Source organism: Sphingobium soli (assembly GCF_020782245.1).
GTDB classification, from domain to species: domain Bacteria; phylum Pseudomonadota; class Alphaproteobacteria; order Sphingomonadales; family Sphingomonadaceae; genus Sphingobium; species Sphingobium soli.
Genome location: NZ_JAJGNP010000002.1, coordinates 79,384 through 100,399 on the forward strand (window position 1 = coordinate 79,384; position 21,016 = coordinate 100,399).

Sequence of the window (21,016 nt, forward strand, 5' to 3'; positions counted from 1 at the left end):
ATAGTCGGGGTCTGCATGTCGGTTCTTCATATGGTCAATGCGCGCGGTTCGATGATGTTCCAGACCGCTTCGAAGTTTTTCACATTGCTAGGAGGGGTGGCTGTTGCAGGCGCATTGAGCGTTGCCGCCCCGGCGCAGGCCGCGACCGATGATGATGACCCCTATGGCGATGTGCCCGCCGCTGCGGCCAAGGCCGATCAGAATGACGCGGGCTTCGCCAACCTCTTCGCCAGCCTTCAGCGCCTGGACGGCGTGACCAAGGCATCGGCCTATATCCCGTCGGGTCGCCCTGTTTCCAAATTGTCGCTGACCTCCAATTTCGGCGTGCGGTCCGATCCGTTCAATGGCGGCGCGCGGATGCACAAGGGCATCGACATCCCCGGTCCGGTCGGCACGCCGATCTACGCGACCGCCGATGGCGTCGTCAGCCGCGCCGGATGGGCGAACGGCTATGGCAATCTGGTCCAGATCACCCATGGCAGCGGCATGGAAACGCGCTACGGCCATATGTCGAAGCTGCTGGTGTCGCCCAACAGCTATGTGAAGCGCGGCCAGATCATCGGTCTGATGGGTTCGACCGGCCGGTCCACCGGCAGCCATCTCCATTATGAAGTGCGCGTCGATGGCGCTGCGATCAACCCCATTCCTTTTGTGTCCGGCCCCGATTATCTGGTGGCGATGAACACCAAGCCGCCGGTCGCCATGGGCGGTCCGACCAAGGCAGAAGAACAAGCGGCCGATTGATCCCCCTTTTTCCGGCACTTTCGCAAAGGCCCGGCGCCCTATGGGTTGCCGGGCCTTTTGCCTGATCCTATCTAGGTGCCATGGCCGACATCGACCTCACCCCCTCCGCCGCCGCCCGCGTCGCGGCGATCGCCACCAAGCAGGGCAAGCCCGCCATTCTTCGCCTGTCGGTCGAAGGCGGCGGTTGTTCCGGCTTTCAATATCGCTTCGGCCTGGCCGAGGCGGTCGAGCCGGAGGACATGGCGGTGGAGCGCGATGGCGTGACGCTGGTGGTGGACGATGTCAGTATCGATCTGGTGCGCGGATCGGCGGTGGATTTCGTGTCGGATCTGGGCGGGCAGGCGTTCAAGGTGACGAACCCCAATGCGACCGCCGGCTGCGGATGCGGGACCAGCTTTTCGGTGTGACGCTTCTTCCGTTTGAAAAGGCGGGCGCGGCTGCGTAGGCAGAGGCCTATTCCTTTCTGAACGGATGGCCTTCTTCATGCGCATCGCGACCTTCAATATCAACGGCATTAAAGCGCGTCTGCCGCGTCTGCTGGAATGGCTGGACGAAACGCGGCCCGATGTCGCCTGCCTTCAGGAGATCAAGACCAGCGACGAGACCTTCCCGATCAAGGATATCGAGGACGCCGGCTATGGCGCGATCTGGCACGGGCAGAAGGGCTTCAACGGCGTCGCCATCCTGGCGCGGGGGGACGCGCCGGTCGAAGTGCGGCGCGGGCTGGAAGGCGAGCCCGAGGACGAACATAGCAGGTATCTGGAGGCCGATGTGAAAGGGGTGCGGGTTGCCTCCATCTATCTGCCCAACGGCAACCCGCAGCCGGGGCCGAAATTCGATTACAAGCTGCGCTGGATGGACAGGCTGCGCCGGCGCGCGGCGGAAATCTGGACCGAAGAAGTGCCGGCGGTGCTGGCGGGCGACTATAATGTCATCCCGCGCGACGTGGACACATTTTCGGTCAAGGCGATGGCCGACGATGCGCTGATGCAGCCCGAAAGCCGGGCGGCCTATCGCCGAATGCTGAACGACGGATGGACCGACGCGATATTGACCCGTCATCCCGCCGGCGGGGTGTGGACCTTCTGGGACTATCAGGCCAATAGCTGGCCGCGCGACGCGGGGTTTCGCATTGACCACTTGCTGCTGAGCCCGGCAGCAGCCGACCGCCTGATCGATGCGCAGGTCGATCGCGATTTCCGAGGGCGCGAAAAGGCGAGCGACCACGCCCCGACCTGGGTCGAACTGCGGCAGCCTGAATATTACCCGGATCATATTGACGTAATAAAATCCGGGTAATAATGTCCCGCCGGAGGAGATTCGGGATGGATGGGACACTAACGGCCTTCGCCGGCGAATTGTGGATCGCTACGGGCGACCGGGGCGAAATCCGCGCCGCGCTCCAGGCGATGGGCGATGACGCGCAGAATATCCTGTTGTTCGACGACCGGACCGGCCGGCAGGTCGATATAGACCTGGAGGATTCCGTTTCGCAGGCGCCACGCGGGCGGGGACGGCCCAAGCTGGGCGTCCAGGCGCGCGAGGTCACGTTGCTGCCCCGCCAGTGGGACTGGCTGGCGCAGCAGTCAGGCGGCGCTTCGGCGGTGTTGCGACGGCTGGTGGACGACGCGCGCAAAGCGGAAGCCGGGCCGACGTCACCGCGCGCGGCGATGGACGCGGCTTATCATTTCACGACGGCGATGGCGGGCGACCAGCCCGGCTATGAGGAGGCGATCCGGGCGCTCTATGCCAAGGATGCCGCGCGATTCACGGCGCTTTCAAGAAATTGGCCGTCCGGCATTCGCGACCATGCGCTGGCGCTGGCGGCACCGGCCTTCGCCTGACGGGGCTCGTCAGGCCGCGAGGCGGAGGAAGGGGACCGGCTCGGTCGAGCGCAGGACAATCGGGCGGCCCTCGGAGGCTTCGAACAGTTCGCCGTCCAGAATGACGCTGCTATGATCGCCCTCGATACGGATCATGTCGCCCTGTTCCAGATGGATGCCGTGCATCTTGGCCTTGCCGACGCGGCCCCACAGGCTGGCCCATACCAGGCGGAGCAGGGCGGGAATATTCTGGTCCACCGCCATCAGTTTCATGTTGCCGCGGCTGCTGTCGCCGGGCTGGACGCCCAGGAGCAGTCGTTCAAGTGTCGTCACGATCAGCACGGCGAAGCGCCCGGCGATCTGGCCGTCGCGAATCAAGGAAATGCTGACCGGCTTGCCCGACGGCGGCAGGAACCGCGCGCGAATGCCGAACAGCAGCGACACGATGACCGCCAGCGCAGTGATGAAATGGCTGAGGCCATTGGAAAGGCCCAGCGGGTAAATCTGGTTGCGGCAATAGAGCATATAGTCGGCCAGGCCCGCCCCGCCCAGAAACATGCCGAGCACCGGGCGGCTGCCCGCCGCGCCATCGGACAGGGCGATGAGTTCGCGCGCGACGACATGATCGTCGACGCCTGACTTGGCGATGGCGACGATGCGCTCCAGCGCCTTGATCGGATCGCCATGGATGCCAAGGTCGAGCGCGATGAGGTTGGTCTTGCCATTGGGCAGCACCGCGATCGGCGGCACCCGTCCGGTGAAATGTTCGCCCTGATAGAGTTCGGTCAGCGACGCCTGCACCGTGCCGTCGCCGCCATTGATGACGATGACGGCCGGATCGACGCGGGCGATCGTCTGGAACGCCCGGCCGATCTGGTCGACATGCTCCACTTCATAATGGAAGATATCGGGGTTGCTGGCGCAATAGCTGCGGACGCGCGGGAGTGTCTGACGGTTGCCCGTAGACTTGGGGTTGGACAGAAGCGCGACGCAGACCATGGCAATGGTTCACATATATTTGAGGTTGATCGTGATTTTGGTCACGCCGGGGCCAGCCTGAAACGCGGCCTTGCTGATGCTCGGCTTGCCCAGGTTGAAGATGTTGATCGACGGATTGTTGGAAAAGCCGCCGCCATCGCGCGAAATGTCGGTCTTGCCATTGCCGTCGCGATCATGCCGCACTGCAATGCCGTAGGTGCCCGAATGCGGCACCGGCATGCAGAAGCGCATGCTGCCATTGGTGGGCTTTACAGGGACGTCGATGCGATAGAGCCATTCGCCCTTTTCCAGCCAGGCCGCCTTCGTGCCCGGATAGGATTGCACGCGCACCTTGCCGGTGGGCGCGACGAAGCCGCGCACATCAACCAGAACCGCCGGCCCCTTCGCATCGGCCGCGCAGCGTTCGAGATTATTCGGGATTTCCTGCCCATGGGCCATGGCCGGCACGGCGATCACCATCGCCGCCACCGACATCAGACCCATTGCAACTTTTACCATGACCATCAGACTCCTGGAAGCTATAGCCATCCGCATGGATCGGATGGCGAGCCCCTGTTCGCCCCACAAACTTACCCGTCCGGATATGGGCGGGCTTTGCGGCCAAAACATGGTGATGGGACGACGACTTAGAGAATGCTGACCGCCACCGACCGATATCTCGCCCGCCTGATCGCCGTGCCGATGCTGGGCACGCTGGTGATCGCAGCGATGCTGCTGGTGCTCGACAAGATGCTGAGCCTGTTCGACTTCGTCGCGGCGGAGGGCGGGCCGGTCAGCGTGGTGTGGCGGATGCTGGCCAATATGCTGCCCGAATATCTGTCGCTGGGCATTCCGATCGGCCTGATGCTGGGCATATTGCTGGCGTTCCGCAAGCTCGCCATGTCATCGGAACTGGATGTCATGCGCGCGGTCGGCCTGTCATATGGGCGTTTGCTGCGCGTGCCCTATATGTATGCGATCGCGCTGGCGCTCATCAATTTCGGCATAGTGGGCTTCGTCCAGCCCCTGTCTCGCCACGCTTATGAAGCGCTGCGGTTCGAGCTGCGGTCGGGCGCGCTGGGCGCGTCGATCAAGGTCGGGGAGTTCACCAATCTGGGCAAGCGCATGACGCTGCGCATCGAGCGCAGCCGCGACCAGGGGCGCAATTTGCAGGGCATTTTCGTGCGCGCAACCAGTCGCGACGGGCAGTCGGTCGCGGTGACGGCGGCGCAGGGCACATTCCTGGCGACGGACGACCCCGATGTCATCATTTTCCGCCTTCGCGATGGCGTGCTGGTCAACGACGCGCCCAAATATAAGACGCCGCGCATCCTGTCCTTTTCCAGCCATGACCTGCCGATCGACCTGCCGCAGATCGAAAGTTTCCGCGGGCGCGACAATGACCGGGAAAAGACGATTCCCGAACTGGTGGTGATCGGCAAGAATCAGGCGACGCCCCCCAAGCTGCGCAACGAGGTGCGCGCCAATTTCCATTTCCGGATGGTGGAGGTGGTGTTTATGCTGTTGCTGCCGCTGGCGGCGCTGGCCTTCGCCATTCCGCCCAAACGATCGACGTCCGCGCTGGGCGTGTTCCTGTCTATCGTGTTCATCGTGACCTATCACAAGGTCAATCAATATGGCGAAAGTGTGGGTGCCTTGGGCAAGATCGATCCGATCATCGCTTTGTGGGGGCCATTCCTGCTGGCGTCAGGACTGGTGCTCTGGATGTATCATGTGATCGCCCATCGTCCGGGCGGGCAGCCAATCGCCGCGCTGGAATTCGCCTTTGCCAAGATCGGCAAGCAGGTGGGCCGGCTGATCCGGCTGGGCCGGCGACGTGCTTCGGCGGAAGGAGCCGCCTGAGCCATGCATGTGAACTTCTTCCCGTCGCGCCAGATCAGCCTGTATATGGCGCGGCTGTTCCTGACCCGCACCTTCGCGGTGCTGGCGATGCTGGTGGTCGTGCTCCAGACGCTCGACCTGCTGGGCAATTCGGGCGATATCCTGGCCTATCCCGGCAATAGCGACGCGCAGCTATGGCATTATGTCGGCCTGCGCGCGCCGCAGATCATCGCCACCTTCCTGCCCTTTTCGGTGCTGCTGGGCACGCTGGTGATGCTGGCGACGCTGAACCAGAATAGCGAGATCATCTCGATGAAAGCGGCGGGGCTGTCAGCGCACCAGATATTGGCGCCGCTGGTGCTGGCGGCGCTGGGCGTGTCGATCATCAGCTTTGTTTTCAACGAACGGATCGTGGTGCGATCGACCGCGGCTTTGAGCGCGTGGGAGGCGGTGGATTATGGCCCGGTGCCCCCCGATAGCGGCGTCAAGTCCAACCCCTGGGTGCGCGACGGCAATAATCTGGTCAACGCGGCCATTGTCGCAGGGCGTGGCACCGCGGTGCAGTTGCGGCAGGTGGAAATCTACAACCGCATCAACAATCGGCTGACGACGATCGTCCAGGCGCCAAAGGGCCATTATGATGTCGCGTCGAAAAGCTGGGTGCTGGAAGGCGCGCGGCAGTTCGACGTCGCGCGAGGAACGGTCAGCAATATCGGCACGGTCCGGTTCGGGCGCGATATCAGGCCTGATCAGTTCACGCTGGCGCGGGTCGATCCCGACGCGTTGACCTTCCATGAACTGGAAGCGGCGATCGGCGACCTGCGCGACGCAGGCCGGCCGACCAAGGAATTGGAGGGCAGTTTGTGGCACAAGCTGTCGGGGCCGCTGTCGGCGTTGCTGATGCCGATATTGGGATCGGTCGCGGCCTTCGGCCTGGCGCGGTCGGGGCAGTTGTTCATGCGCGCGGTGCTGGGCATGGCGCTGGGCTTTGCCTATTTCGTCGCGGACAATTTCTCGCTCGCGATGGGCAATCTGGGCGCCTATCCCCCGGTACTGGCGGCCTGGGCGCCCTTCTTCCTGTTCCTGCTGGTGGGCGAGACAGTGCTGTTCCGCACCGAGGAATAGACAAGAAAAAGGCCCCGGCGACCAAGGGGTGTCGCGCGGGGCCTCGCCTCTAGGGGGCGTCCCGGCCCTCATGAGGGGGAGGGGTAGGACCGGAACACCCGCGATATGGGCAGGAGATTGCCCGTTTCAAGCTGCAACCGAAAAATTTTGCAGTTTCGCGCTTTTCAGGCCCGGCGCGTCATGGTGCTGCGCGCGATCTTGCCGACCAGCGGAATCATGCCGGTGTAATTGCCCCGATGATAGGGCGACTCCGCGTCGATCATGGCCATCAGGCAAGCATGGGCCTTGCCCAGCGCATGATAGGGCACGCTGGGCAGTAGGTGATGCAGCGCATGATAGCGCAGGCCAACAGGCGCCCAGAGCGCGGGCAAAGTGGCGGGCGGGGGCACGTTGACCGAATCAAGATATTGCGCGGTGACGGTCATCGCCTCGCCCTCATTTTCCCAGAGATGGGCAACCAGCGTGCGCAACTGGTTGATGACGGTCATCGCGGAATGGACGGCCATATAGACGAGCAATGGCTTCCATCCGAAGGCGAAGACGCTGCCCACCAGCGCCAGCGCAACGATGCAGGCCCCCGCTTCCTGCCATGCCCATTGCCGCGCAAAGGCGCCTTCGGGCGTGCGGCGGCGATAGGCGGGATTGATCGAGAGCGCGGAAAATTCCGCAACCACCTTGCGCCGGAGCGCGGGGATCAGCAGCGACAGCGGCGTCAGCACGCCAAAGCGCAGAATGAGCCCGACAGGGGCGAGCGCGGCAACCAATATGAACAGCGGCAGCGACCAGGGCTTCATCAGCGCCAGCGGCAGATATTCCGGGTCCTCCGCCGTGCCATAGCGCGTGCGGGCATGATGCTGCGTATGCACCCCTTCATACATGAAGGAGGGGATCATCAGCGGCAGGCCCACAAAGAGGTTCCATCCCATCCGGAAGCCCGGCAGCGCGCCCTTGCGGATGTGGGTCAGTTCATGGATGAAGCTTGCCGCACGATAGAGGGCGAGCATCGAGACAAGGCCGCAGGCCAGCGCGATCGCCAGATTGTCGATCAGGATCGCGCCCGCCAGCGCGCTCCAGCCGATCAGCGCGGAGGCCAGCAGGTCGGGCCAGTAGATACGCGGGTCGGCATGCGCATATTCGCGCGCCAGTTCGGCCGCCGCGCGCAGCATCACCGTATCGTCGGGAATGGCCGCGCGCGCGCGTTGGGCGGCGGCAAGTATGGGATCATGCACTGTCATGCGGGCCGTCCTAATCTCCAAATGCGCTCGATTCATGGCAGCACCATGTCATGTTTGTCTTCATAGCCGCAGCTATGATGCGCATGATTGACATTGCGCAAACAAGCGCCGAACTGCACCGCATCCCTGATATTTTCGAAGGCGGCATCCGTGGCGCATACTGATCTGGTTATCACTCCTGTTTACGGCAAGGCCGATATGAAGGCTTTCATCGACCTGCCTTGGCGGCTTTATGCCAAGGACGCCAACTGGGTGCCGCCGCTGAAGGCTGAGGTGAAGGAACTGCTGACGCCGGGAAAGAATCCGTTTTTCGGTCATGCCAGGGCGCAATATTTCCTGGCTCGGCGCAACGGGCAAGTGGTGGGGCGGGTGTCGGCGCATATTGACGAGCTTGCCCTTCGCCAGCCGCCTGAACAGGGCATGGGGCCGGGCACGGGCAATTTCGGCCTGTTCGAGGCGGAGGATGCGCAGGTTGGCGAGGCGCTGATCGCAGCGGCCGAGCAATGGCTGCGCGCGCAGGGCATGACGCGGGTGCTGGGGCCGATCTCACTATCCATCTGGGAAGAGCCGGGGCTGCTGGTCGAGGGCTATGATCATCCGCCCACGGTGATGATGGGGCATAACAGCCCGGCCTATCAGGCGATGATCGAAGGCGCGGGCTATGTGCCGGTCAAGCAGCTCAAAACCTATGAGCTGGACATCACGCAGGATTTTCCGCCGCTGATCCAGCGCATCGTCCAGTCGGGCGAGAAAAATGGCCGCATCCGTATCCGCAAGGTCGACAAAACGAAGTTCGATCAGGAAGCGGCGATCATCCTTGGCATACTGAATGACGCGTGGGGTCAGAATTGGGGCTTCGTGCCGATCACCGACGCGGAAGTCGCGCATACCGGCAAGAAGCTCAAGCCGATCGTGTTCGAGGATCTGATCATGATTGCGGAGCTGGATGGCGAGCCGGTGGCGTTCATGATGACGCTGCCCGACCTTAACGAAGCGATCGGCCCGCTTAATGGATCACTGTTTCCGTTCGGTTGGATCAAGCTGCTGCGCTGGCTCAAGAAACCGCAGGTGCGCACGATGCGCGTGCCGCTGATGGGCGTGGTGCAGCGATTGCAAAGTTCGCGCATGGCGAGCCAGCTGGCCTTCATGATGATCGAATATATCCGCCGCGCCGCAATCACCGAATATGGCGCGACGCGTGGCGAGATTGGCTGGGTGCTGGACGATAATCAGGGCATGAACGCGATCGCCGACGCGATCGATAGCCAGGTGAACAAGATCTATCAGATCTACGAGAAGGCGCTGTAGGCCAGAGGGCCTTACAGCGCCGTCGCGCGATCCTGATCGAGGAAGGCGGCGACATCGTCCAGCGCGACATCCTTTGACAGGAATGTCCGGCCGATGCCGTGCGCGAGCAGGAAGGGCAGGGTGCCGGCCGCCATTTTCTTGTCATGCAGCATATGCCCGACTAGCGTGGCGCCATCGGCAGTGACGTGGGCGCTGGCCAGATCATGCGGCAGGCCGACCGCCTTCAAATGCGCGGTGACGCGCACGGCATCTTCGGCCGGGCACAGGCCAAGGCGGGCAGAGTAGCGGAAGGCGAGCGCCATGCCCGCAGCGACGGCTTCGCCATGCAGCAGCGTGTCGGAAAAGCCGGTGTCGGCCTCCAGCGCGTGACCGAAGGTATGGCCAAGGTTGAGCAGCGCACGGCGGCCGGAAGTTTCGCGTTCGTCATCAGCGACGATCGCCGCCTTGGCCGCCACGCTTTTGTCGATGGCATGGGTACGCGCTGCGGGATCGCCCGCGAGCAGGCGGTGGCCATCGCTTTCGCACCAGGCGAAGAAATCCGGGTCGTCGATCAGGCCATATTTGACGACTTCGGCATAGCCGGCGCGGGTTTCGCGGGGCGGCAGGCTGTCGAGCGTGGCGGGGTCGATCAGGACCAGCGCGGGCTGGTGGAAGCTGCCGACCAGATTCTTGCCCGCGCGGGTGTTGATCGCGGTCTTGCCGCCGACCGACGAATCGACCTGCGCCAGCAAGGTGGTGGGCAGTTGCACGAAATGGCAGCCGCGCTTGAGGATGGAGGCGGCAAAGCCGACGAGGTCGCCAATGACCCCGCCGCCCAGCGCGACGATATGGTCGCCGCGTTCGATCTCCAGCGCGAGCAGGGCGTCGAGCAATTGCTCCAGATGCCGCCAGCTCTTGGTCTGTTCGCCCGGCGGCAGGATGATGGGTTCGATCCCGACATTGGCGGCGCGCAGGCTGGCGTCCAGCCGGGGCAGCTGCGCGGCGGCGACGTTGGCGTCCGTGACGACAACGAGCCGGCCGCCCCGGGCGAAGCGGGCAAGCTGGTCCCCGGCGCGATCGAGCGCGCCCTGTTCGATCAGGATGTCGTAGCTGCGCGCGTCCAGCGCGACCCGGACTAAGGCCATTGCGTCAATTGCTCCATGATGCGGTCGACCGCGACTTCGTGCGGGGCCGCGATGCTTTTCACATGAATGGGGGCGAGCGCGTAGACAGGGTTGCGCACCGCCGCCAGTTCGGTAAGCACGGTGCGCGGATCGCGATCCTTGAGCAGCGGGCGGCTGTCGCGGCGGGACACGCGATCGACCAATATGTCGATGTCGGCGTCGAGCCAGATGGCGATGGCGGCGTCCAGGATCAGCTGGCGGGTTTCGTCCTGCATGAAGGCGCCGCCGCCGGTCGCGATCACCTTGGGCGCGCCATCGAGCAGGCGGGCGATCACACGCCGTTCGCCGTCGCGAAAATAGGCTTCGCCATAGCGTTCGAAAATCTCGCTGACGCTCATGTCAGCCGCTTTCTCAATCTCTTCATCCGCGTCGACGAAGGCGAGGCCCAAGCGCGCGGCAAGGCGGCGGCCGACGGTCGATTTGCCCACGCCCATCATGCCCACCAGGACGATGGGACCGCGCCTGCCGGGGCTGTGCGGGATTTTGCTGTTTCGTTGCATGGCAGGCGGGGCTATACAGCCAGCCGTCACTGAGGCAAATCGCATCTTTCCAAGTCACCCGGCCTTGCAGGCCTGGACAGCCAAGCCAAGGACCCATGAAGAATAATCGCACCTTCAGCAGTTTCGAGGGCAGTGCGCGTCGCCGTGGCGGCCGCTTGCCGATCATCCCCATCGTCATCGTCATTCTGGTCGTCGCGCTGCTCGCCTTCTTCTGGTCGCGCGGTGGTGAAAAGCCGCAGCAGCGCGTCGAAAAGGTCATCCCCGCCGAGAAGCTGGGTCAGTAAGGCCGATGCGCTGGCCGCGGGGGAACGCCAAATGGGCGCTGGGCAGCTTCGCGCTCGCCCTGACCTTGCCCGTGGTCGCGCAGCAGGCGCCCGAATCGCTGCTGCCGCCGGGATTTGGCGATGCGCCCGAGACGCCCGCGCCACGTCCGTCGCGGCCTGCTCCGCCAGCGCCGAGCGGCACGCCTGCGCCAACGCCGACGACGCCAGTGGCTCCTCCGCCCGTGCCGATGGTGCAGCCGCTCGATCCCGCCTTGAGCGCGGCGCTGGGCGACAATGCCGGTAATGCGGCCGAAGACGAGCTGACGCCCGAGGAAATCGCGGCGGAAAAGGCCAAATATGACCTGCCCGACAGCGCGCGCCGGTCGCTGGACCGCATTGGCCCGCTGACGCCGCAGACGCGGGGGTTCGAGCCGGACGCCTTTGGCAATGAACAGGGCCAATATCTCGCCGCGCTGATGCGCAGCACCCATGCGCCGATCGTGTCGCGCTGGGCCTCCATCCTGCTGCGGCGCGCGCTGCTGAGCGCGACCGATACGCCGCGCGGGATCAATGGCGCAGACTGGGCGGCGGAGCGGGCCTGGCTGTTGCTGCGGATGGGCGAGGCCGATAGCGCGCGGCTGATGGTGCAGAGCGTCGACGCCGACCAGTTCACGCCGCGCCTTTATGCCGTGGCGATGGAAACCTATCTGGCGGCCGCCGATCCGGCTGGCCTGTGCCCCCTGTCGGCCGGGGCGTTGCGCACCAGCAAGGCGCCGGGATGGGACATGACGCGGGCGATCTGCCCGGCGCTGTCGGGCGACCAGGGCAGCGCGAGCGGCGCGCTCAATCAGGCGCAGCGGCGCGGCGTGGTGCGTGGCATCGATTATCGGCTGGCGGAAAAAGTCGTCGGCACCGGGTTCAACGCGCGGCGGTCGGTCAATATCGAATGGGACGGAGTCGATCGGCTGACCGCCTGGCGTTTTGGCCTGGCGACCGCGCTCAATGTCGAGATACCGGACGATCTTTATGCGACGGTCGGGCCGCATGTGCGAGCGTGGGAAGCGCGCGCGCCCGCGCTCAGTCCGATGCGCCGCCGGCCGGGCGCAGATATTGCAGCGCGGCTTGGCGTGTTTTCGAGCGCGGCGCTGGTGGGCTTTTATAGCCAACTGGACAGCGAAGGCGACAGCTCCGGCGAGGTTGCGGATCGGATCGATGCGCTGCGCACCGCCTTTGCGGGCAACACGGTGCGCGACCGTATCGGCGCGATGCGGACATGGTGGGGCGATGGGGCGCGGCCCGATTATGTCGGGCTGATCGCGACGGCGCGGGCGGCGGCCGCGTTGCCTGTGGCGCAGGCGGACGGGCAGGATGCCGCCAATCTGGTCGGGTCGATGCTGACCGCCGGCTATGATCGCAATGCCGCGCGCTGGGCGCGTGCGATCGGCCAGCTGGACGGCGATGGCGCCAGCCAGGTCTGGGCCTTACTGGCAGTGGGTGCGCCGAGCCCGGTCGTGGACATCGGTAGCAGCCGGGTGTCGTCCTATATCGACGTCATGGGCGCGGACAAAGGCCGGGCGCTGATCGCGGCGCTGGCCGGGCTGTCGCGCTTGTCGCCGCAGGAGGCGGGATCGCTGGCGCAAGATAATGGCCTGTCGCTGGCGGCGGGCAGCCGCTGGGCGCGTGCGATCGGCGCGGCGGCGCAGCGTGGCGAAAAGGCGACGGTGGCGTTGCTGGCGGCCGTGGGCATGCAAGGCCAGGACTGGAGCGGATTGCCCGCGACGCATCTTTATCATGTGGTGGCGGCGCTGCATCAGGTGGGGCTGGACCCCGAAGCGCGGATGATCGCGGCAGAGGCGCTGACCCGTAGCTGATATGGGGCAGGAGGATGCCGCCCTGATCGACCGCTTCCTGGAGATGATGGCGGCGGAACGCGGGGCGTCGCGCAACACGTTGCTGGCCTATCGCACCGACCTGACCGGCGCAGGCGGCCTGCTGGGCGGACTGGCGGGCGCGAGCAAGGAGGGGCTGGGGACGCTGGCGACCCATTGGGCGAGCCTGGCGGGGTCCTCGGTAGCGCGCAAGGCATCGGCGCTTCGGGCTTTCTACGGTTTTCTGGAGGAAGAAGGGCTGCGCGCCGACAATCCATCGGTCGCGCTGCCGCGCCCGGTGACGCGGCGGCCGCTGCCCAAGATATTGTCCACTACCGAGGTCGATCGGCTGTTCGCGCTGATTGCCGAGCGGCTGGAGGTGGCGCATCCCGCACCGCTGGACCTGCGGCTGTCCGCGCTGATCGAGCTGCTCTATGGATCGGGCTTGCGCGCGACCGAACTGGTGTCGCTGCCGCGCCGCGCGCTGGCGGCGGATCGCCCGTTCCTGATCCTGAAAGGCAAGGGCGCGCGCGAGCGGCTGGTGCCGATTTCGGATCGGGCGCGGGCGGCGGTATCCGCCTGGCTGGTCCATGTGCCGGGGGACAGCGCCTGGCTGTTCCCGTCGGGCAAAAGCCATTTAAGCCGCATTCGGCTGTACCAGCTGGTGAAGGCGCTGGCCGGGGCGGCGGGGATCGCGCCGGAGAGGGTCAGCCCACATGTTCTGCGTCATGCTTTTGCGACGCATTTGCTGGAAGGGGGCGCGGACCTGCGCGCGCTACAGGCGATGCTGGGCCATGCCGATATTGGGACAACGCAAATCTATACCCATGTCGACAGCCGACGGCTGGTCGAACTGGTGAACCAGCGCCACCCGCTGGCGACCATGGCGGTGCGCCAGCCGCAACGCCGCGTTGACGACGCGCCGCCATCGCCTTAACGCCATCGCCCATGGTAAGCTTTCTGGAATTCGAAAAGCCGATCGCGGAGCTGGAAGCGCGCATCGTGGATCTGCGCGCCACCGCGAGCGTGGGCGACATCAATATCGACGGCGAGATCGCGACGCTGGAGCAGCGCGCGGCCAAGCTGCTGGCCGACACCTATGCCAAGCTGACACCGTGGCAGAAGACGCAGGTGGCGCGTCACCCCGACCGCCCGCACTTCAAGGATTATGTCGCCGGCCTGTTCGACAATTTCATGCCGCTGGCCGGCGACCGCGCCTTTGCCGACGATCAGGCGATATTGGGCGGGTTCGCGACGCTGGGCGAGCGCAAGGTCATGGTGATCGGCCATGAAAAGGGCGATGATACGGCAAGCCGCGTGCGCCATAATTTCGGCATGGCCAAGCCCGAAGGATACCGCAAGGCGATCCGCCTGATGGAACTGGCCGACCGGTTCGGCCTGCCGGTGGTGACGCTGGTCGACACGTCGGGCGCCTTTCCGGGCGTGCAGGCGGAGGAGCGCGGCCAGGCCGAAGCGATCGCACGGTCGACCGAGGCGTGCCTGAAGCTGGGCGTGCCGATGGTGGCCGCGGTGGTGGGCGAAGGCGGGTCGGGCGGCGCGATTGCGCTCGCTGCCGCGAACCGTGTGCTGATGTTCGAGCATGCCGTCTATTCGGTGATTTCGCCCGAAGGCTGCGCGTCGATCCTTTGGCGCACGGCGGACAAGGCGAGCGATGCGGCGACCGCGATGCAGGTGACGGCGCAGCATCTCAAAGGGTTGGGCGTGATTGACCGGATCGTTGCCGAGCCAGTAGGCGGCGCACATCGCGAACCGGTGGAAGCGATCGCCAATCTGGGCGCGGCGATCGAGGCCGAACTGGAGTCATTGGGTTCGATGGACGCCGATGCGTTGCGCACCGACCGGGCCGACAAGTTTCTGGCGATCGGCGCCTGATCGCCTGACGATATTGTCACGGAACGTCCCGCCGGGGTTGCTTGTTACGTCAGGGTAACGGCAAAGGGTGAGGTTTATGAACTGGAAGATGGCGCTGGGCGGCACCGGCGCTACGCTGGCGATTGCGATGAGCGCACCGGCGGTGATCGGGCAGCAGCGGGCGATCCGCACCGTGTCTTCGATCAGCCAGCAGGACAAGGCGTCGGGGGCCAAGCAACATCCTGAATTGTTGAAGGAATTTGGCGGCCCCTATGCCGGGCCGCAGGCGCGCTATGTCGAGACGGTGGGGCGGCGGATTGCGGTCCAATCGGGCCTGTCCAATGCGCAGGGCGACTTTACCGTCACCTTGCTCAATTCCCCGGTAAATAACGCCTTCGCGATTCCCGGCGGCTATGTTTATGTGACGCGCCAGTTGATGGCGCTGATGAATGACGAGGCCGAACTGGCAGGCGTGCTGGGCCATGAAGTGGGCCACGTCGCCGCGCAGCATGGCCAGCGGCGGCAGAAGACGGCGCAGCGCAACGCGATTGGCGGCGCATTGTTGCAGGTGCTGACCGGCGCGTTGCTGGGCGATTCGGGCTTTGCCGGACTGATCCAGCGCGGCATCGGCACGGGCAGCCAGCTGCTGACGCTCAAATTTTCGCGCAGCCAGGAATATGAGGCAGATGACCTGGGCATCCGCTATCTGGCGTCGGGCGGATATGATCCGCGCGCCCTGTCGGACATGCTGGCGTCGCTGGCGGCGCAAAGCAATCTCGACGCGCGGGTTGCCGGCAGCGCGCGGTCGATGCCCGAATGGGCGAGTACGCACCCCGACCCCGCGTCGCGCGTCGACAGGGCCGCACGCGAGGCGCAGGCAACGCGATCGACCAGCACGACGCGCAATCGCGACGTGTTTCTGGCGGCGCTGGATGGCGTGCTCTATGGCGACGACCCCAAGCAGGGCGTGATCGACGGCAGCCGGTTCCGACACCCCGACTTGCGGCTGAGCTTTGCCGCGCCCAGCGGGTTCGGAATGGAAAATGGCAGCGATGCGGTGTCGATCACCGGATCGGGCGGGCAGGCGCAGTTCGGGACGGCCGCCTATCGCGGCGATCTGAACGCCTATATCGACAGCGTGTTTTCGGCCCTGGGTGACGGCAAGGGGGTGCCGGGCGGGGCGGTGAGCCGCACGACGATCAACGGTATTCCGGCCGCATGGCGCACGGTGCGGGCAACCAGTCAGTCGAACCAGGTCGATGCGACGGTGTTCGCCTATGACTTTGGCGGCGGCAAAGCCTATCATTTCCTGCTGCTGACACCGGCAGGGCGGGGCATCGGCCCCTTCACCTCTATGGTGCAGTCAGTGCAGCGGCTGTCGGCCAAGGACGCGGCGGCGATCAAGCCGCGCCGGATCGACGTGGTGACGGTGAAGGCGGGCGACACGGTTCAGTCCTTGAGCCGGCGCATGGCCTATAGCGACTTGCAGCTGGAGCGGTTCCTGACGATCAATGCGCTGGACGCCAATGCGACGCTGCGGCCGGGGCAGAAGGTCAAGATCGTCATCTGACGGATAACGGTAACGCAAAAAAAAGGGCGGCGGACTTGGTGTCCGCCGCCCTTTTTTTTATATTTGACCTATTATTGGTCGCCCGACGCCGCAGGCGTTGCCATGTTGTCGCTCACTTTCGTGAAGGTGTTGGTGAGATTGCCACCCAGGCTGGTCATGGCGCCGATGGCGGCGACAGCGATAAGCGCGGCGATCAGGCCGTATTCGATCGCGGTGGCACCCTTTTCATTCTTCAGCATCTTACGGACGAACTGCATTTCATGTCTCCTTGATGGACATACGCACTAAAACTACCCCGCCGCCCCCGTTCGACTTGTTCGTGGTCAGCGAAAATGGATTTACCGGCGTTCGGTTGAAATTTGCTTAATGGTCGAACCGACTGTAAAAAACTTATGGTTAAGCATCAGTAACCTTGTTTTCGACATCGTCCCACATATGGATCGTCCGGCTGGCGACGTTCGACAGCGCTACGATCATGGCGAGCACGATCATCGCGAGGATGAGGCCGTATTCGACCGCCGTTGCCCCGCGTTCGCATTTGATGAGCCCCTGTCGGGCGATGATGTCGATAAGCCCGCGCATGCGCTTCCCCAGTTCGCTACAGACAGTCCCGGGCAGATGTGTAAAGCGGGGAGGGTTAACAAATAGCCCTCGGTGCCTTCTGAAATGACGTCTTTTTCTCCCCTGCTGGTGGTCGCGGTCGCTTTGGTGGACGCCGAGGGGCGGGTGTTGTTGCAGCAGCGCCCGCCGGGAAAGCCGATGGCGGGGCTGTGGGAATTTCCCGGCGGCAAGGTTGAGGCGGGGGAAACGCCCGAAGCGGCGCTGGTGCGCGAGCTGGAAGAGGAACTGGGCATTGCCACGCAGGAAAGCTGCCTGGCACCGGCGAGTTTCGCCAGCGACGCGCTGGGCGATAGGCATTTGCTGCTGCTGCTTTATGTCTGCCGCAAATGGCGCGGGGTGCCGGAAGCGCGCCATGCAACCGCGCTGGCTTGGAAGCGGCCCGCGCAAATGTATGCGCTTGACATGCCGCCCGCTGATTTGCCGCTGATCGGACTGCTCGACGCGCTGCTATAACGAACAAGGGGGCGCTCCTTCATCAGGAACGCCCCCTTGTCCATGCGCCACTGCGTGTCGTCAGTCCTGCGCGGGCTGGCTTTGCAGCTGGATATAATTCTGGATGCCCATCCGCTCGATCATTTCGAACTGGGTTTCCAGCGTGTCGACATGCTCTTCCTCGCTCTTGAGGATATAGTCGAACAGGTCGCGGCTGACGAAGTCGCGGATCGATTCGCAATAGGCGATCGCGTCACGCAGGACCGGTAGCGCTTCATATTCGAGTTCAAGGTCGGACTTGAGGATTTCCTCTACCGTTTCGCCGATCTTGAGGCGGCCGAGCAGCTGGAAATTGGGCAGGCCGTCGAGGAACAGGATGCGTTCCGCCAGCTTGTCGGCATGCTTCATCTCGTCGATGGATTCTTCATATTCGAACTTGGCGAGCTTCTTGACGCCCCAATGGTCGAGCATGCGATAATGGAGGAAATATTGGTTGATCGCGGTCAACTCGTTCTTGAGGACCTCGTTCAGATAATCGATGACCTTTGGGTCGCCCTTCATGGCGTTATACTCCGGATTGCGGGAACGGGCGGAGTATAGCGACGAGGGCGGCGGCTGTTAAGCGCGAAAACCCTTGAAATCAGCCATTTATAGCTCTGCTATTGCTTCGGGGTCGCGCGCAGGGGCTGCGCATGATTTGCAATCTTGTCAGGCGGAGGCGCGTTCGGCCGCGATAATCGTGCGCGCGAAGGACACGCACTGGCCGCATTTGGGGCGGCGACCATAATGGGCATAGGCGCTGCAGGGCGTATCCGCACCGTTGCGCGCGGCTTCCCGCACGTCCTTTTCCCGAATGGCATTACAAACGCAGACGACCATATGCGACGCTCTCCTGTCCCTTGCAGAGATAGTCGATATGATAATAGGTCGCAATAGTAATCAGCTGCTCTTGCGAATCTTTTGCGGCTTTGCCCGGACGAGGCTGCGCCAGACCCATTCGGCCGGGCCAGTCGCGAATCGATCGGCATAGGGCTGTGACCAGAGCAGCATGGCCGCCCAGCCCACAGCGACGAACAGCGGCAGTGCGCCGAGCGGGACATGCGCGAAATTGCCAAGACCCCAGCCGTAGAAGATGGCGGTCATGACAAGGCTGGTGCCCAGATAGTTGCTGAGCGCGAGGCGGCCCGCAGCGCCAAGGCGCGACGCCAGCGGGTGGCCCGGATTGCGGTTGAAGAGCCAGAGGATGAGCGCGGCCCAGCCCACGCTTAGTGGCACGCGGAAGGGGAAGGACCAGGCAAGTGCGGTGCCCAGCGCGGGGAGAGCCGCAAAGCCGCTGGCCCAGACCCAGATCGCCAGCGCGCCCATCGGCGGCACACCAATCAGGAAGCAATGGCGGGCGGTGCGGCGATATTGCTCCGCATCCCACCGCCCGGTCAGAAAGCCGCTTTTGAGCATCGCCATGCCGAGCAGCATGAAGCCGAGCGATTCGAGCGCGCTGAGCGTGAAGCCCAGAAACCAGTTGCGCGGCAGATCGACGATCTTGTGCAGCAGGATGGAGAGGAAGTCGCTGCGATAGAGGGCGATTTCACGCTGGATGGCGGGACTGGCGGGATCGGACAGGCTGGCCGCGAAGGATGCGAAACCCTGTGCCCCGCCACTGGCGTGGCTCCAGGCGTAGAAGGACGCGACATAGCCGGCGACCAGCAGGAAATGCAGCAGGAAGAACAGGAAGGCCGCCTTGACCAGCTGCATCGGATCGCGATGGGCAAAGCGCAGCGCGGCCAGTCCGACCAGCGCATAGAGCGTCAATATGTCGCCCCACCAGAGCAGCAGATAATGCGCCGCGCCGATGGCGAACAGCCAGCCAGCGCGGACCATCTGGGTGCGGGTGCCATCGCGCCCCGCCATTTCCTCCCGGTCGATCAGCAGCAGCATCGACGCGCCGAACAGCATCGCGAACAGGCCGCGCATCTTGCCATCGACCAGGATGAGGCTGATCGCCCAGAAAGCGATGTCGCCTGTCGTGAGCGGCCCAGCGGCGGCCGGATTGATATAGGCGCTTTGCGGCTGGGCGAAGGCGGTGATGTTCATCCACAATATGCCCATGACCGCGCAGCCGCGCAGAACGTCCATGGCGGGAATGCGGGAGGAGGGGGGCATGGGAAAATCCTTGAAGATGCTGGCCAGCGGCGAACGGCTCTGCCAAGGGGCCTAGCCATGAACGAGGGCCGCAAGCAACGGATAAGCGACGCATTCGGCGCGGCGGCGGCGCATTATGACGATCATGCCGGGCCGCAGCGCTTCGCCGCGCGGCTGGTCGCGGACCTGGCGCAGCGGCAGGGGCCGAGCGATGCTGCGCGCATATTGGAGATTGGCTGCGGCACCGGGTTGCTGACGCGCGACATTCAGGCGCGCTGGCCGGGCGCGCAGCTGGTCGTGACCGACTTGTCGCCTGCAATGCTGGACCGGGCGGCGGCGCAGGGGCTGGTCGGCGGCACATTCCTGGCGATGGACGGGGAGTCGCCGCCGTTCGAAGGCGCATGGTTCGACCTTATCCTGTCGAGTCTCGCCTTTCAGTGGTTCGATGATTTGTCCGGCGCGATCCGAAAGCTGGTGAATCTGCTGACGCCGGGCGGCAGCCTCATTTTCTCGACCATGGGGGAGAGGAGTTTTGGCCAATGGCGCGCGGCGCATGCTGCGTGCGGGCTGGAGGCCGGCGTGCCGGATTATCCCTCGCTGGCGGCGGTTCGGGCGATGCTGGCGGCGTATGACGACAGTTTCGCCTTTGACGAGACGGTGGCGCTGGACAGTGGCGGTGCGCGTGGGTTGATCACGCATTTGAAGGGCATTGGCGCTGTGGTTCCGGGGGCGGGGCGCAGGCCGCTGACGCCTACGCAATTGCGCAGCGTGATGGCGGCGTTCGAGGCGGCGGGTGGCGCGGATGCCTATCAGATCCTGTTCGGGCGGATCACGCGCGCGGGTGATGGGCGCTGAGGTTGCGCGGCGACGCGGGGGATGCCATCCACGGGCCATGGTGCATGATAATCTGACGATCAGGCGCGCTGGGCCGGCCGATGCCGCCGCCCTGTCCGCGCTCAAGCTCGCCGCGTTTCGCGAGACGTTTCTCGATGGGTTCGCCATTCCCTATCCGCCCGCCGACCTGGCGCGGTTCGAGGTCGAAAGCTATGGCGAAGCGACGGTGGCGGCGGAACTGGCCGCGCCCGATCATGCGAGCTGGGTGGCGGTAGAGGGGGACGGGCGGCTGGTCGCCTATGCCCATGCTGGACCGTGCAAATTGCCGCATCCGCAGGCGTCGGCGGCGCAGGGGGAATTATATCAGCTTTATGCGCTGAAGGCAGCGCAAGGGCGGGGCGTTGGCCGGGCGCTGATGGATGCGGCGCTCAATTGGCTGGCGCAGACCTTTCCCGGCCCGCAATGGCTGGGCGTGTGGTCCGGTAATAGCCAAGCGCAGGCGGTCTATGCCAAGCGCGGCTTTGAGAAGGTCGGCGACTATGGCTTCAAGGTCGGCGACTGGACAGATGCGGAGTTCATCTATCGGCGGGGGTAGTTGGCGGCGGTCGCGTCGCGCGATTTCGCGGGAAAGGCGCCTGGCGCGGGCTTGGGTCCCCGCCTGCGCGGGGACGACGGATCGGGTCAGGGTGCGTTATTTGT

At 64.6% G+C, this 21,016-nt stretch carries 25 protein-coding genes; 15 read left to right on the forward strand and 10 right to left on the reverse strand.

Annotation, left to right across the window (positions count from 1 at the left end):
* The first annotated feature begins 15 nt into the window (after positions 1-15).
* From LL253_RS03015 to LL253_RS03030, 4 genes are all read left to right on the forward strand, one after another.
* The gene (locus tag LL253_RS03015) at positions 16-744 is read left to right on the forward strand and encodes a M23 family metallopeptidase (RefSeq protein ID WP_228226154.1); all 729 of its coding nucleotides are present in this window, start codon (positions 16-18) and stop codon (positions 742-744) included.
* An 80-nt stretch (positions 745-824) separates the two neighbouring features.
* A complete protein-coding gene (gene erpA / locus LL253_RS03020; RefSeq protein ID WP_009821155.1) occupies positions 825-1,151 on the forward strand; it encodes an iron-sulfur cluster insertion protein ErpA in 327 nt (108 codons plus the stop codon).
* Positions 1,152-1,227: 76 nt separating this feature from the next.
* Positions 1,228-2,043, forward strand: coding sequence for an exodeoxyribonuclease III (xth, locus tag LL253_RS03025; protein ID WP_228226155.1), 816 nt, complete (start codon positions 1,228-1,230; stop codon positions 2,041-2,043).
* Between the two features lie 26 nt (positions 2,044-2,069).
* Positions 2,070-2,588: a DUF2239 family protein gene (locus LL253_RS03030; RefSeq protein WP_228226156.1), complete on the forward strand. Its 519-nt coding sequence runs from the start codon at positions 2,070-2,072 to the stop codon at positions 2,586-2,588.
* A 9-nt stretch (positions 2,589-2,597) separates the two neighbouring features.
* Here the strand turns inward: LL253_RS03030 and LL253_RS03035 are convergent, their stop codons facing one another.
* Together LL253_RS03035 and LL253_RS03040 are read right to left on the reverse strand one after the other, a co-directional pair.
* The gene (locus LL253_RS03035) at positions 2,598-3,566 is read right to left on the reverse strand and encodes a diacylglycerol/lipid kinase family protein (RefSeq protein WP_009821158.1); all 969 of its coding nucleotides are present in this window, start codon (positions 3,564-3,566) and stop codon (positions 2,598-2,600) included.
* A 9-nt stretch (positions 3,567-3,575) separates the two neighbouring features.
* A complete protein-coding gene (locus LL253_RS03040; protein ID WP_037542119.1) occupies positions 3,576-4,070 on the reverse strand; it encodes a DUF2141 domain-containing protein in 495 nt (164 codons plus the stop codon).
* Between the two features lie 129 nt (positions 4,071-4,199).
* On the opposite strand from LL253_RS03040, the gene lptF reads away from it, so the two are divergent.
* Both lptF and lptG read left to right on the forward strand, forming a co-directional pair.
* Positions 4,200-5,408: an LPS export ABC transporter permease LptF gene (gene lptF / locus LL253_RS03045; protein ID WP_009821160.1), complete on the forward strand. Its 1,209-nt coding sequence runs from the start codon at positions 4,200-4,202 to the stop codon at positions 5,406-5,408.
* A 3-nt stretch (positions 5,409-5,411) separates the two neighbouring features.
* Entirely contained in the window at positions 5,412-6,512 is a 1,101-nt protein-coding gene (gene lptG, locus LL253_RS03050) for an LPS export ABC transporter permease LptG (RefSeq protein ID WP_009821161.1), read from the forward strand.
* A gap of 164 nt (positions 6,513-6,676) precedes the next feature.
* Here lptG and LL253_RS03055 read toward each other — a convergent pair whose 3' ends face one another.
* On the reverse strand, positions 6,677-7,747 hold the full coding sequence (locus LL253_RS03055; RefSeq protein ID WP_228226157.1) for a fatty acid desaturase family protein: 1,071 nt from the start codon (positions 7,745-7,747) through the stop codon (positions 6,677-6,679).
* Between the two features lie 150 nt (positions 7,748-7,897).
* Here LL253_RS03055 and LL253_RS03060 point away from each other — a divergent pair, with 150 nt between their 5' ends.
* Entirely contained in the window at positions 7,898-9,055 is a 1,158-nt protein-coding gene (locus LL253_RS03060; protein ID WP_228226158.1) for a GNAT family N-acetyltransferase, read from the forward strand.
* An 11-nt stretch (positions 9,056-9,066) separates the two neighbouring features.
* Here LL253_RS03060 and aroB read toward each other — a convergent pair whose 3' ends face one another.
* Entirely contained in the window at positions 9,067-10,179 is a 1,113-nt protein-coding gene (gene aroB / locus LL253_RS03065; RefSeq protein WP_228226159.1) for a 3-dehydroquinate synthase, read from the reverse strand.
* Positions 10,170-10,718, reverse strand: a complete 549-nt coding sequence (locus tag LL253_RS03070; RefSeq protein ID WP_228226160.1) for a shikimate kinase — start codon at positions 10,716-10,718, stop codon at positions 10,170-10,172. Before LL253_RS03070 ends, aroB begins: the two co-directional genes overlap by 10 nt.
* Before the next feature lie 95 nt (positions 10,719-10,813).
* On the opposite strand from LL253_RS03070, the gene LL253_RS03075 reads away from it, so the two are divergent.
* From LL253_RS03075 to LL253_RS03095, 5 genes are all read left to right on the forward strand, one after another.
* Positions 10,814-11,002: a hypothetical protein gene (locus LL253_RS03075; RefSeq protein ID WP_009821167.1), complete on the forward strand. Its 189-nt coding sequence runs from the start codon at positions 10,814-10,816 to the stop codon at positions 11,000-11,002.
* A gap of 5 nt (positions 11,003-11,007) precedes the next feature.
* A complete protein-coding gene (locus LL253_RS03080) occupies positions 11,008-12,852 on the forward strand; it encodes a hypothetical protein (protein WP_228226161.1) in 1,845 nt (614 codons plus the stop codon).
* 1 nt (position 12,853) lies between these two features.
* A complete protein-coding gene (locus tag LL253_RS03085; RefSeq protein ID WP_009821169.1) occupies positions 12,854-13,786 on the forward strand; it encodes a tyrosine recombinase in 933 nt (310 codons plus the stop codon).
* Positions 13,787-13,797: 11 nt separating this feature from the next.
* Positions 13,798-14,742, forward strand: coding sequence for an acetyl-CoA carboxylase carboxyltransferase subunit alpha (locus LL253_RS03090; RefSeq protein ID WP_009821170.1), 945 nt, complete (start codon positions 13,798-13,800; stop codon positions 14,740-14,742).
* 76 nt (positions 14,743-14,818) lie between these two features.
* Entirely contained in the window at positions 14,819-16,291 is a 1,473-nt protein-coding gene (locus LL253_RS03095) for a M48 family metalloprotease (RefSeq protein WP_228226162.1), read from the forward strand.
* A 71-nt stretch (positions 16,292-16,362) separates the two neighbouring features.
* Here the strand turns inward: LL253_RS03095 and LL253_RS03100 are convergent, their stop codons facing one another.
* Positions 16,363-16,548, reverse strand: a complete 186-nt coding sequence (locus tag LL253_RS03100) for a Flp family type IVb pilin (protein WP_228226163.1) — start codon at positions 16,546-16,548, stop codon at positions 16,363-16,365.
* 139 nt (positions 16,549-16,687) lie between these two features.
* The gene (locus tag LL253_RS03105) at positions 16,688-16,873 is read right to left on the reverse strand and encodes a Flp family type IVb pilin (RefSeq protein WP_228220513.1); all 186 of its coding nucleotides are present in this window, start codon (positions 16,871-16,873) and stop codon (positions 16,688-16,690) included.
* 84 nt (positions 16,874-16,957) lie between these two features.
* Between LL253_RS03105 and LL253_RS03110 the strand changes: the two genes are divergently transcribed.
* Positions 16,958-17,365, forward strand: a complete 408-nt coding sequence (locus tag LL253_RS03110) for a (deoxy)nucleoside triphosphate pyrophosphohydrolase (protein WP_228226164.1) — start codon at positions 16,958-16,960, stop codon at positions 17,363-17,365.
* 60 nt (positions 17,366-17,425) lie between these two features.
* On the opposite strand, the gene bfr is transcribed toward LL253_RS03110, so the two are convergent.
* The 3 genes from bfr to LL253_RS03125 form a co-directional block, all read right to left on the reverse strand.
* Positions 17,426-17,905 (reverse strand): bacterioferritin, encoded by a 480-nt coding sequence (gene bfr / locus LL253_RS03115; protein ID WP_009821175.1) that lies wholly within the window; start codon positions 17,903-17,905, stop codon positions 17,426-17,428.
* Positions 17,906-18,052: 147 nt separating this feature from the next.
* Entirely contained in the window at positions 18,053-18,223 is a 171-nt protein-coding gene (locus LL253_RS03120; protein ID WP_009821176.1) for a (2Fe-2S)-binding protein, read from the reverse strand.
* Between the two features lie 60 nt (positions 18,224-18,283).
* On the reverse strand, positions 18,284-19,504 hold the full coding sequence (locus tag LL253_RS03125; protein ID WP_228226165.1) for a DUF418 domain-containing protein: 1,221 nt from the start codon (positions 19,502-19,504) through the stop codon (positions 18,284-18,286).
* 57 nt (positions 19,505-19,561) lie between these two features.
* On the opposite strand from LL253_RS03125, the gene LL253_RS03130 reads away from it, so the two are divergent.
* Positions 19,562-20,338: a methyltransferase domain-containing protein gene (locus LL253_RS03130; protein WP_228226166.1), complete on the forward strand. Its 777-nt coding sequence runs from the start codon at positions 19,562-19,564 to the stop codon at positions 20,336-20,338.
* A 37-nt stretch (positions 20,339-20,375) separates the two neighbouring features.
* Positions 20,376-20,912, forward strand: a complete 537-nt coding sequence (locus LL253_RS03135) for a GNAT family N-acetyltransferase (RefSeq protein WP_228226167.1) — start codon at positions 20,376-20,378, stop codon at positions 20,910-20,912.
* The last annotated feature ends 104 nt before the right edge of the window (positions 20,913-21,016 follow it).

Bases quoted from the DNA above. Each gene is read 5' to 3' on its own strand.
- LL253_RS03015 (WP_228226154.1), top strand. From the start codon at position 16: ATGTCGGTTCTTCATATGGTCAATGCGCGCGGTTCGATGATGTTCCAG.
- erpA (WP_009821155.1), top strand. From the start codon at position 825: ATGGCCGACATCGACCTCACCCCCTCCGCCGCCGCCCGCGTCGCGGCG.
- xth (WP_228226155.1), top strand. From the start codon at position 1,228: ATGCGCATCGCGACCTTCAATATCAACGGCATTAAAGCGCGTCTGCCG.
- LL253_RS03030 (WP_228226156.1), top strand. From the start codon at position 2,070: ATGGATGGGACACTAACGGCCTTCGCCGGCGAATTGTGGATCGCTACG.
- LL253_RS03035 (WP_009821158.1), bottom strand. From the start codon at position 3,566: ATGGTCTGCGTCGCGCTTCTGTCCAACCCCAAGTCTACGGGCAACCGT.
- LL253_RS03040 (WP_037542119.1), bottom strand. From the start codon at position 4,070: ATGGTCATGGTAAAAGTTGCAATGGGTCTGATGTCGGTGGCGGCGATG.
- lptF (WP_009821160.1), top strand. From the start codon at position 4,200: ATGCTGACCGCCACCGACCGATATCTCGCCCGCCTGATCGCCGTGCCG.
- lptG (WP_009821161.1), top strand. From the start codon at position 5,412: ATGCATGTGAACTTCTTCCCGTCGCGCCAGATCAGCCTGTATATGGCG.
- LL253_RS03055 (WP_228226157.1), bottom strand. From the start codon at position 7,747: ATGACAGTGCATGATCCCATACTTGCCGCCGCCCAACGCGCGCGCGCG.
- aroB (WP_228226159.1), bottom strand. From the start codon at position 10,179: ATGGCCTTAGTCCGGGTCGCGCTGGACGCGCGCAGCTACGACATCCTG.
- LL253_RS03070 (WP_228226160.1), bottom strand. From the start codon at position 10,718: ATGCAACGAAACAGCAAAATCCCGCACAGCCCCGGCAGGCGCGGTCCC.
- LL253_RS03075 (WP_009821167.1), top strand. From the start codon at position 10,814: ATGAAGAATAATCGCACCTTCAGCAGTTTCGAGGGCAGTGCGCGTCGC.
- LL253_RS03080 (WP_228226161.1), top strand. From the start codon at position 11,008: ATGCGCTGGCCGCGGGGGAACGCCAAATGGGCGCTGGGCAGCTTCGCG.
- LL253_RS03085 (WP_009821169.1), top strand. From the start codon at position 12,854: ATGGGGCAGGAGGATGCCGCCCTGATCGACCGCTTCCTGGAGATGATG.
- LL253_RS03090 (WP_009821170.1), top strand. From the start codon at position 13,798: ATGGTAAGCTTTCTGGAATTCGAAAAGCCGATCGCGGAGCTGGAAGCG.
- LL253_RS03095 (WP_228226162.1), top strand. From the start codon at position 14,819: ATGAACTGGAAGATGGCGCTGGGCGGCACCGGCGCTACGCTGGCGATT.
- LL253_RS03100 (WP_228226163.1), bottom strand. From the start codon at position 16,548: ATGCAGTTCGTCCGTAAGATGCTGAAGAATGAAAAGGGTGCCACCGCG.
- LL253_RS03105 (WP_228220513.1), bottom strand. From the start codon at position 16,873: ATGCGCGGGCTTATCGACATCATCGCCCGACAGGGGCTCATCAAATGC.
- LL253_RS03110 (WP_228226164.1), top strand. From the start codon at position 16,958: ATGACGTCTTTTTCTCCCCTGCTGGTGGTCGCGGTCGCTTTGGTGGAC.
- bfr (WP_009821175.1), bottom strand. From the start codon at position 17,905: ATGAAGGGCGACCCAAAGGTCATCGATTATCTGAACGAGGTCCTCAAG.
- LL253_RS03120 (WP_009821176.1), bottom strand. From the start codon at position 18,223: ATGGTCGTCTGCGTTTGTAATGCCATTCGGGAAAAGGACGTGCGGGAA.
- LL253_RS03125 (WP_228226165.1), bottom strand. From the start codon at position 19,504: ATGCCCCCCTCCTCCCGCATTCCCGCCATGGACGTTCTGCGCGGCTGC.
- LL253_RS03130 (WP_228226166.1), top strand. From the start codon at position 19,562: ATGAACGAGGGCCGCAAGCAACGGATAAGCGACGCATTCGGCGCGGCG.
- LL253_RS03135 (WP_228226167.1), top strand. From the start codon at position 20,376: ATGGTGCATGATAATCTGACGATCAGGCGCGCTGGGCCGGCCGATGCC.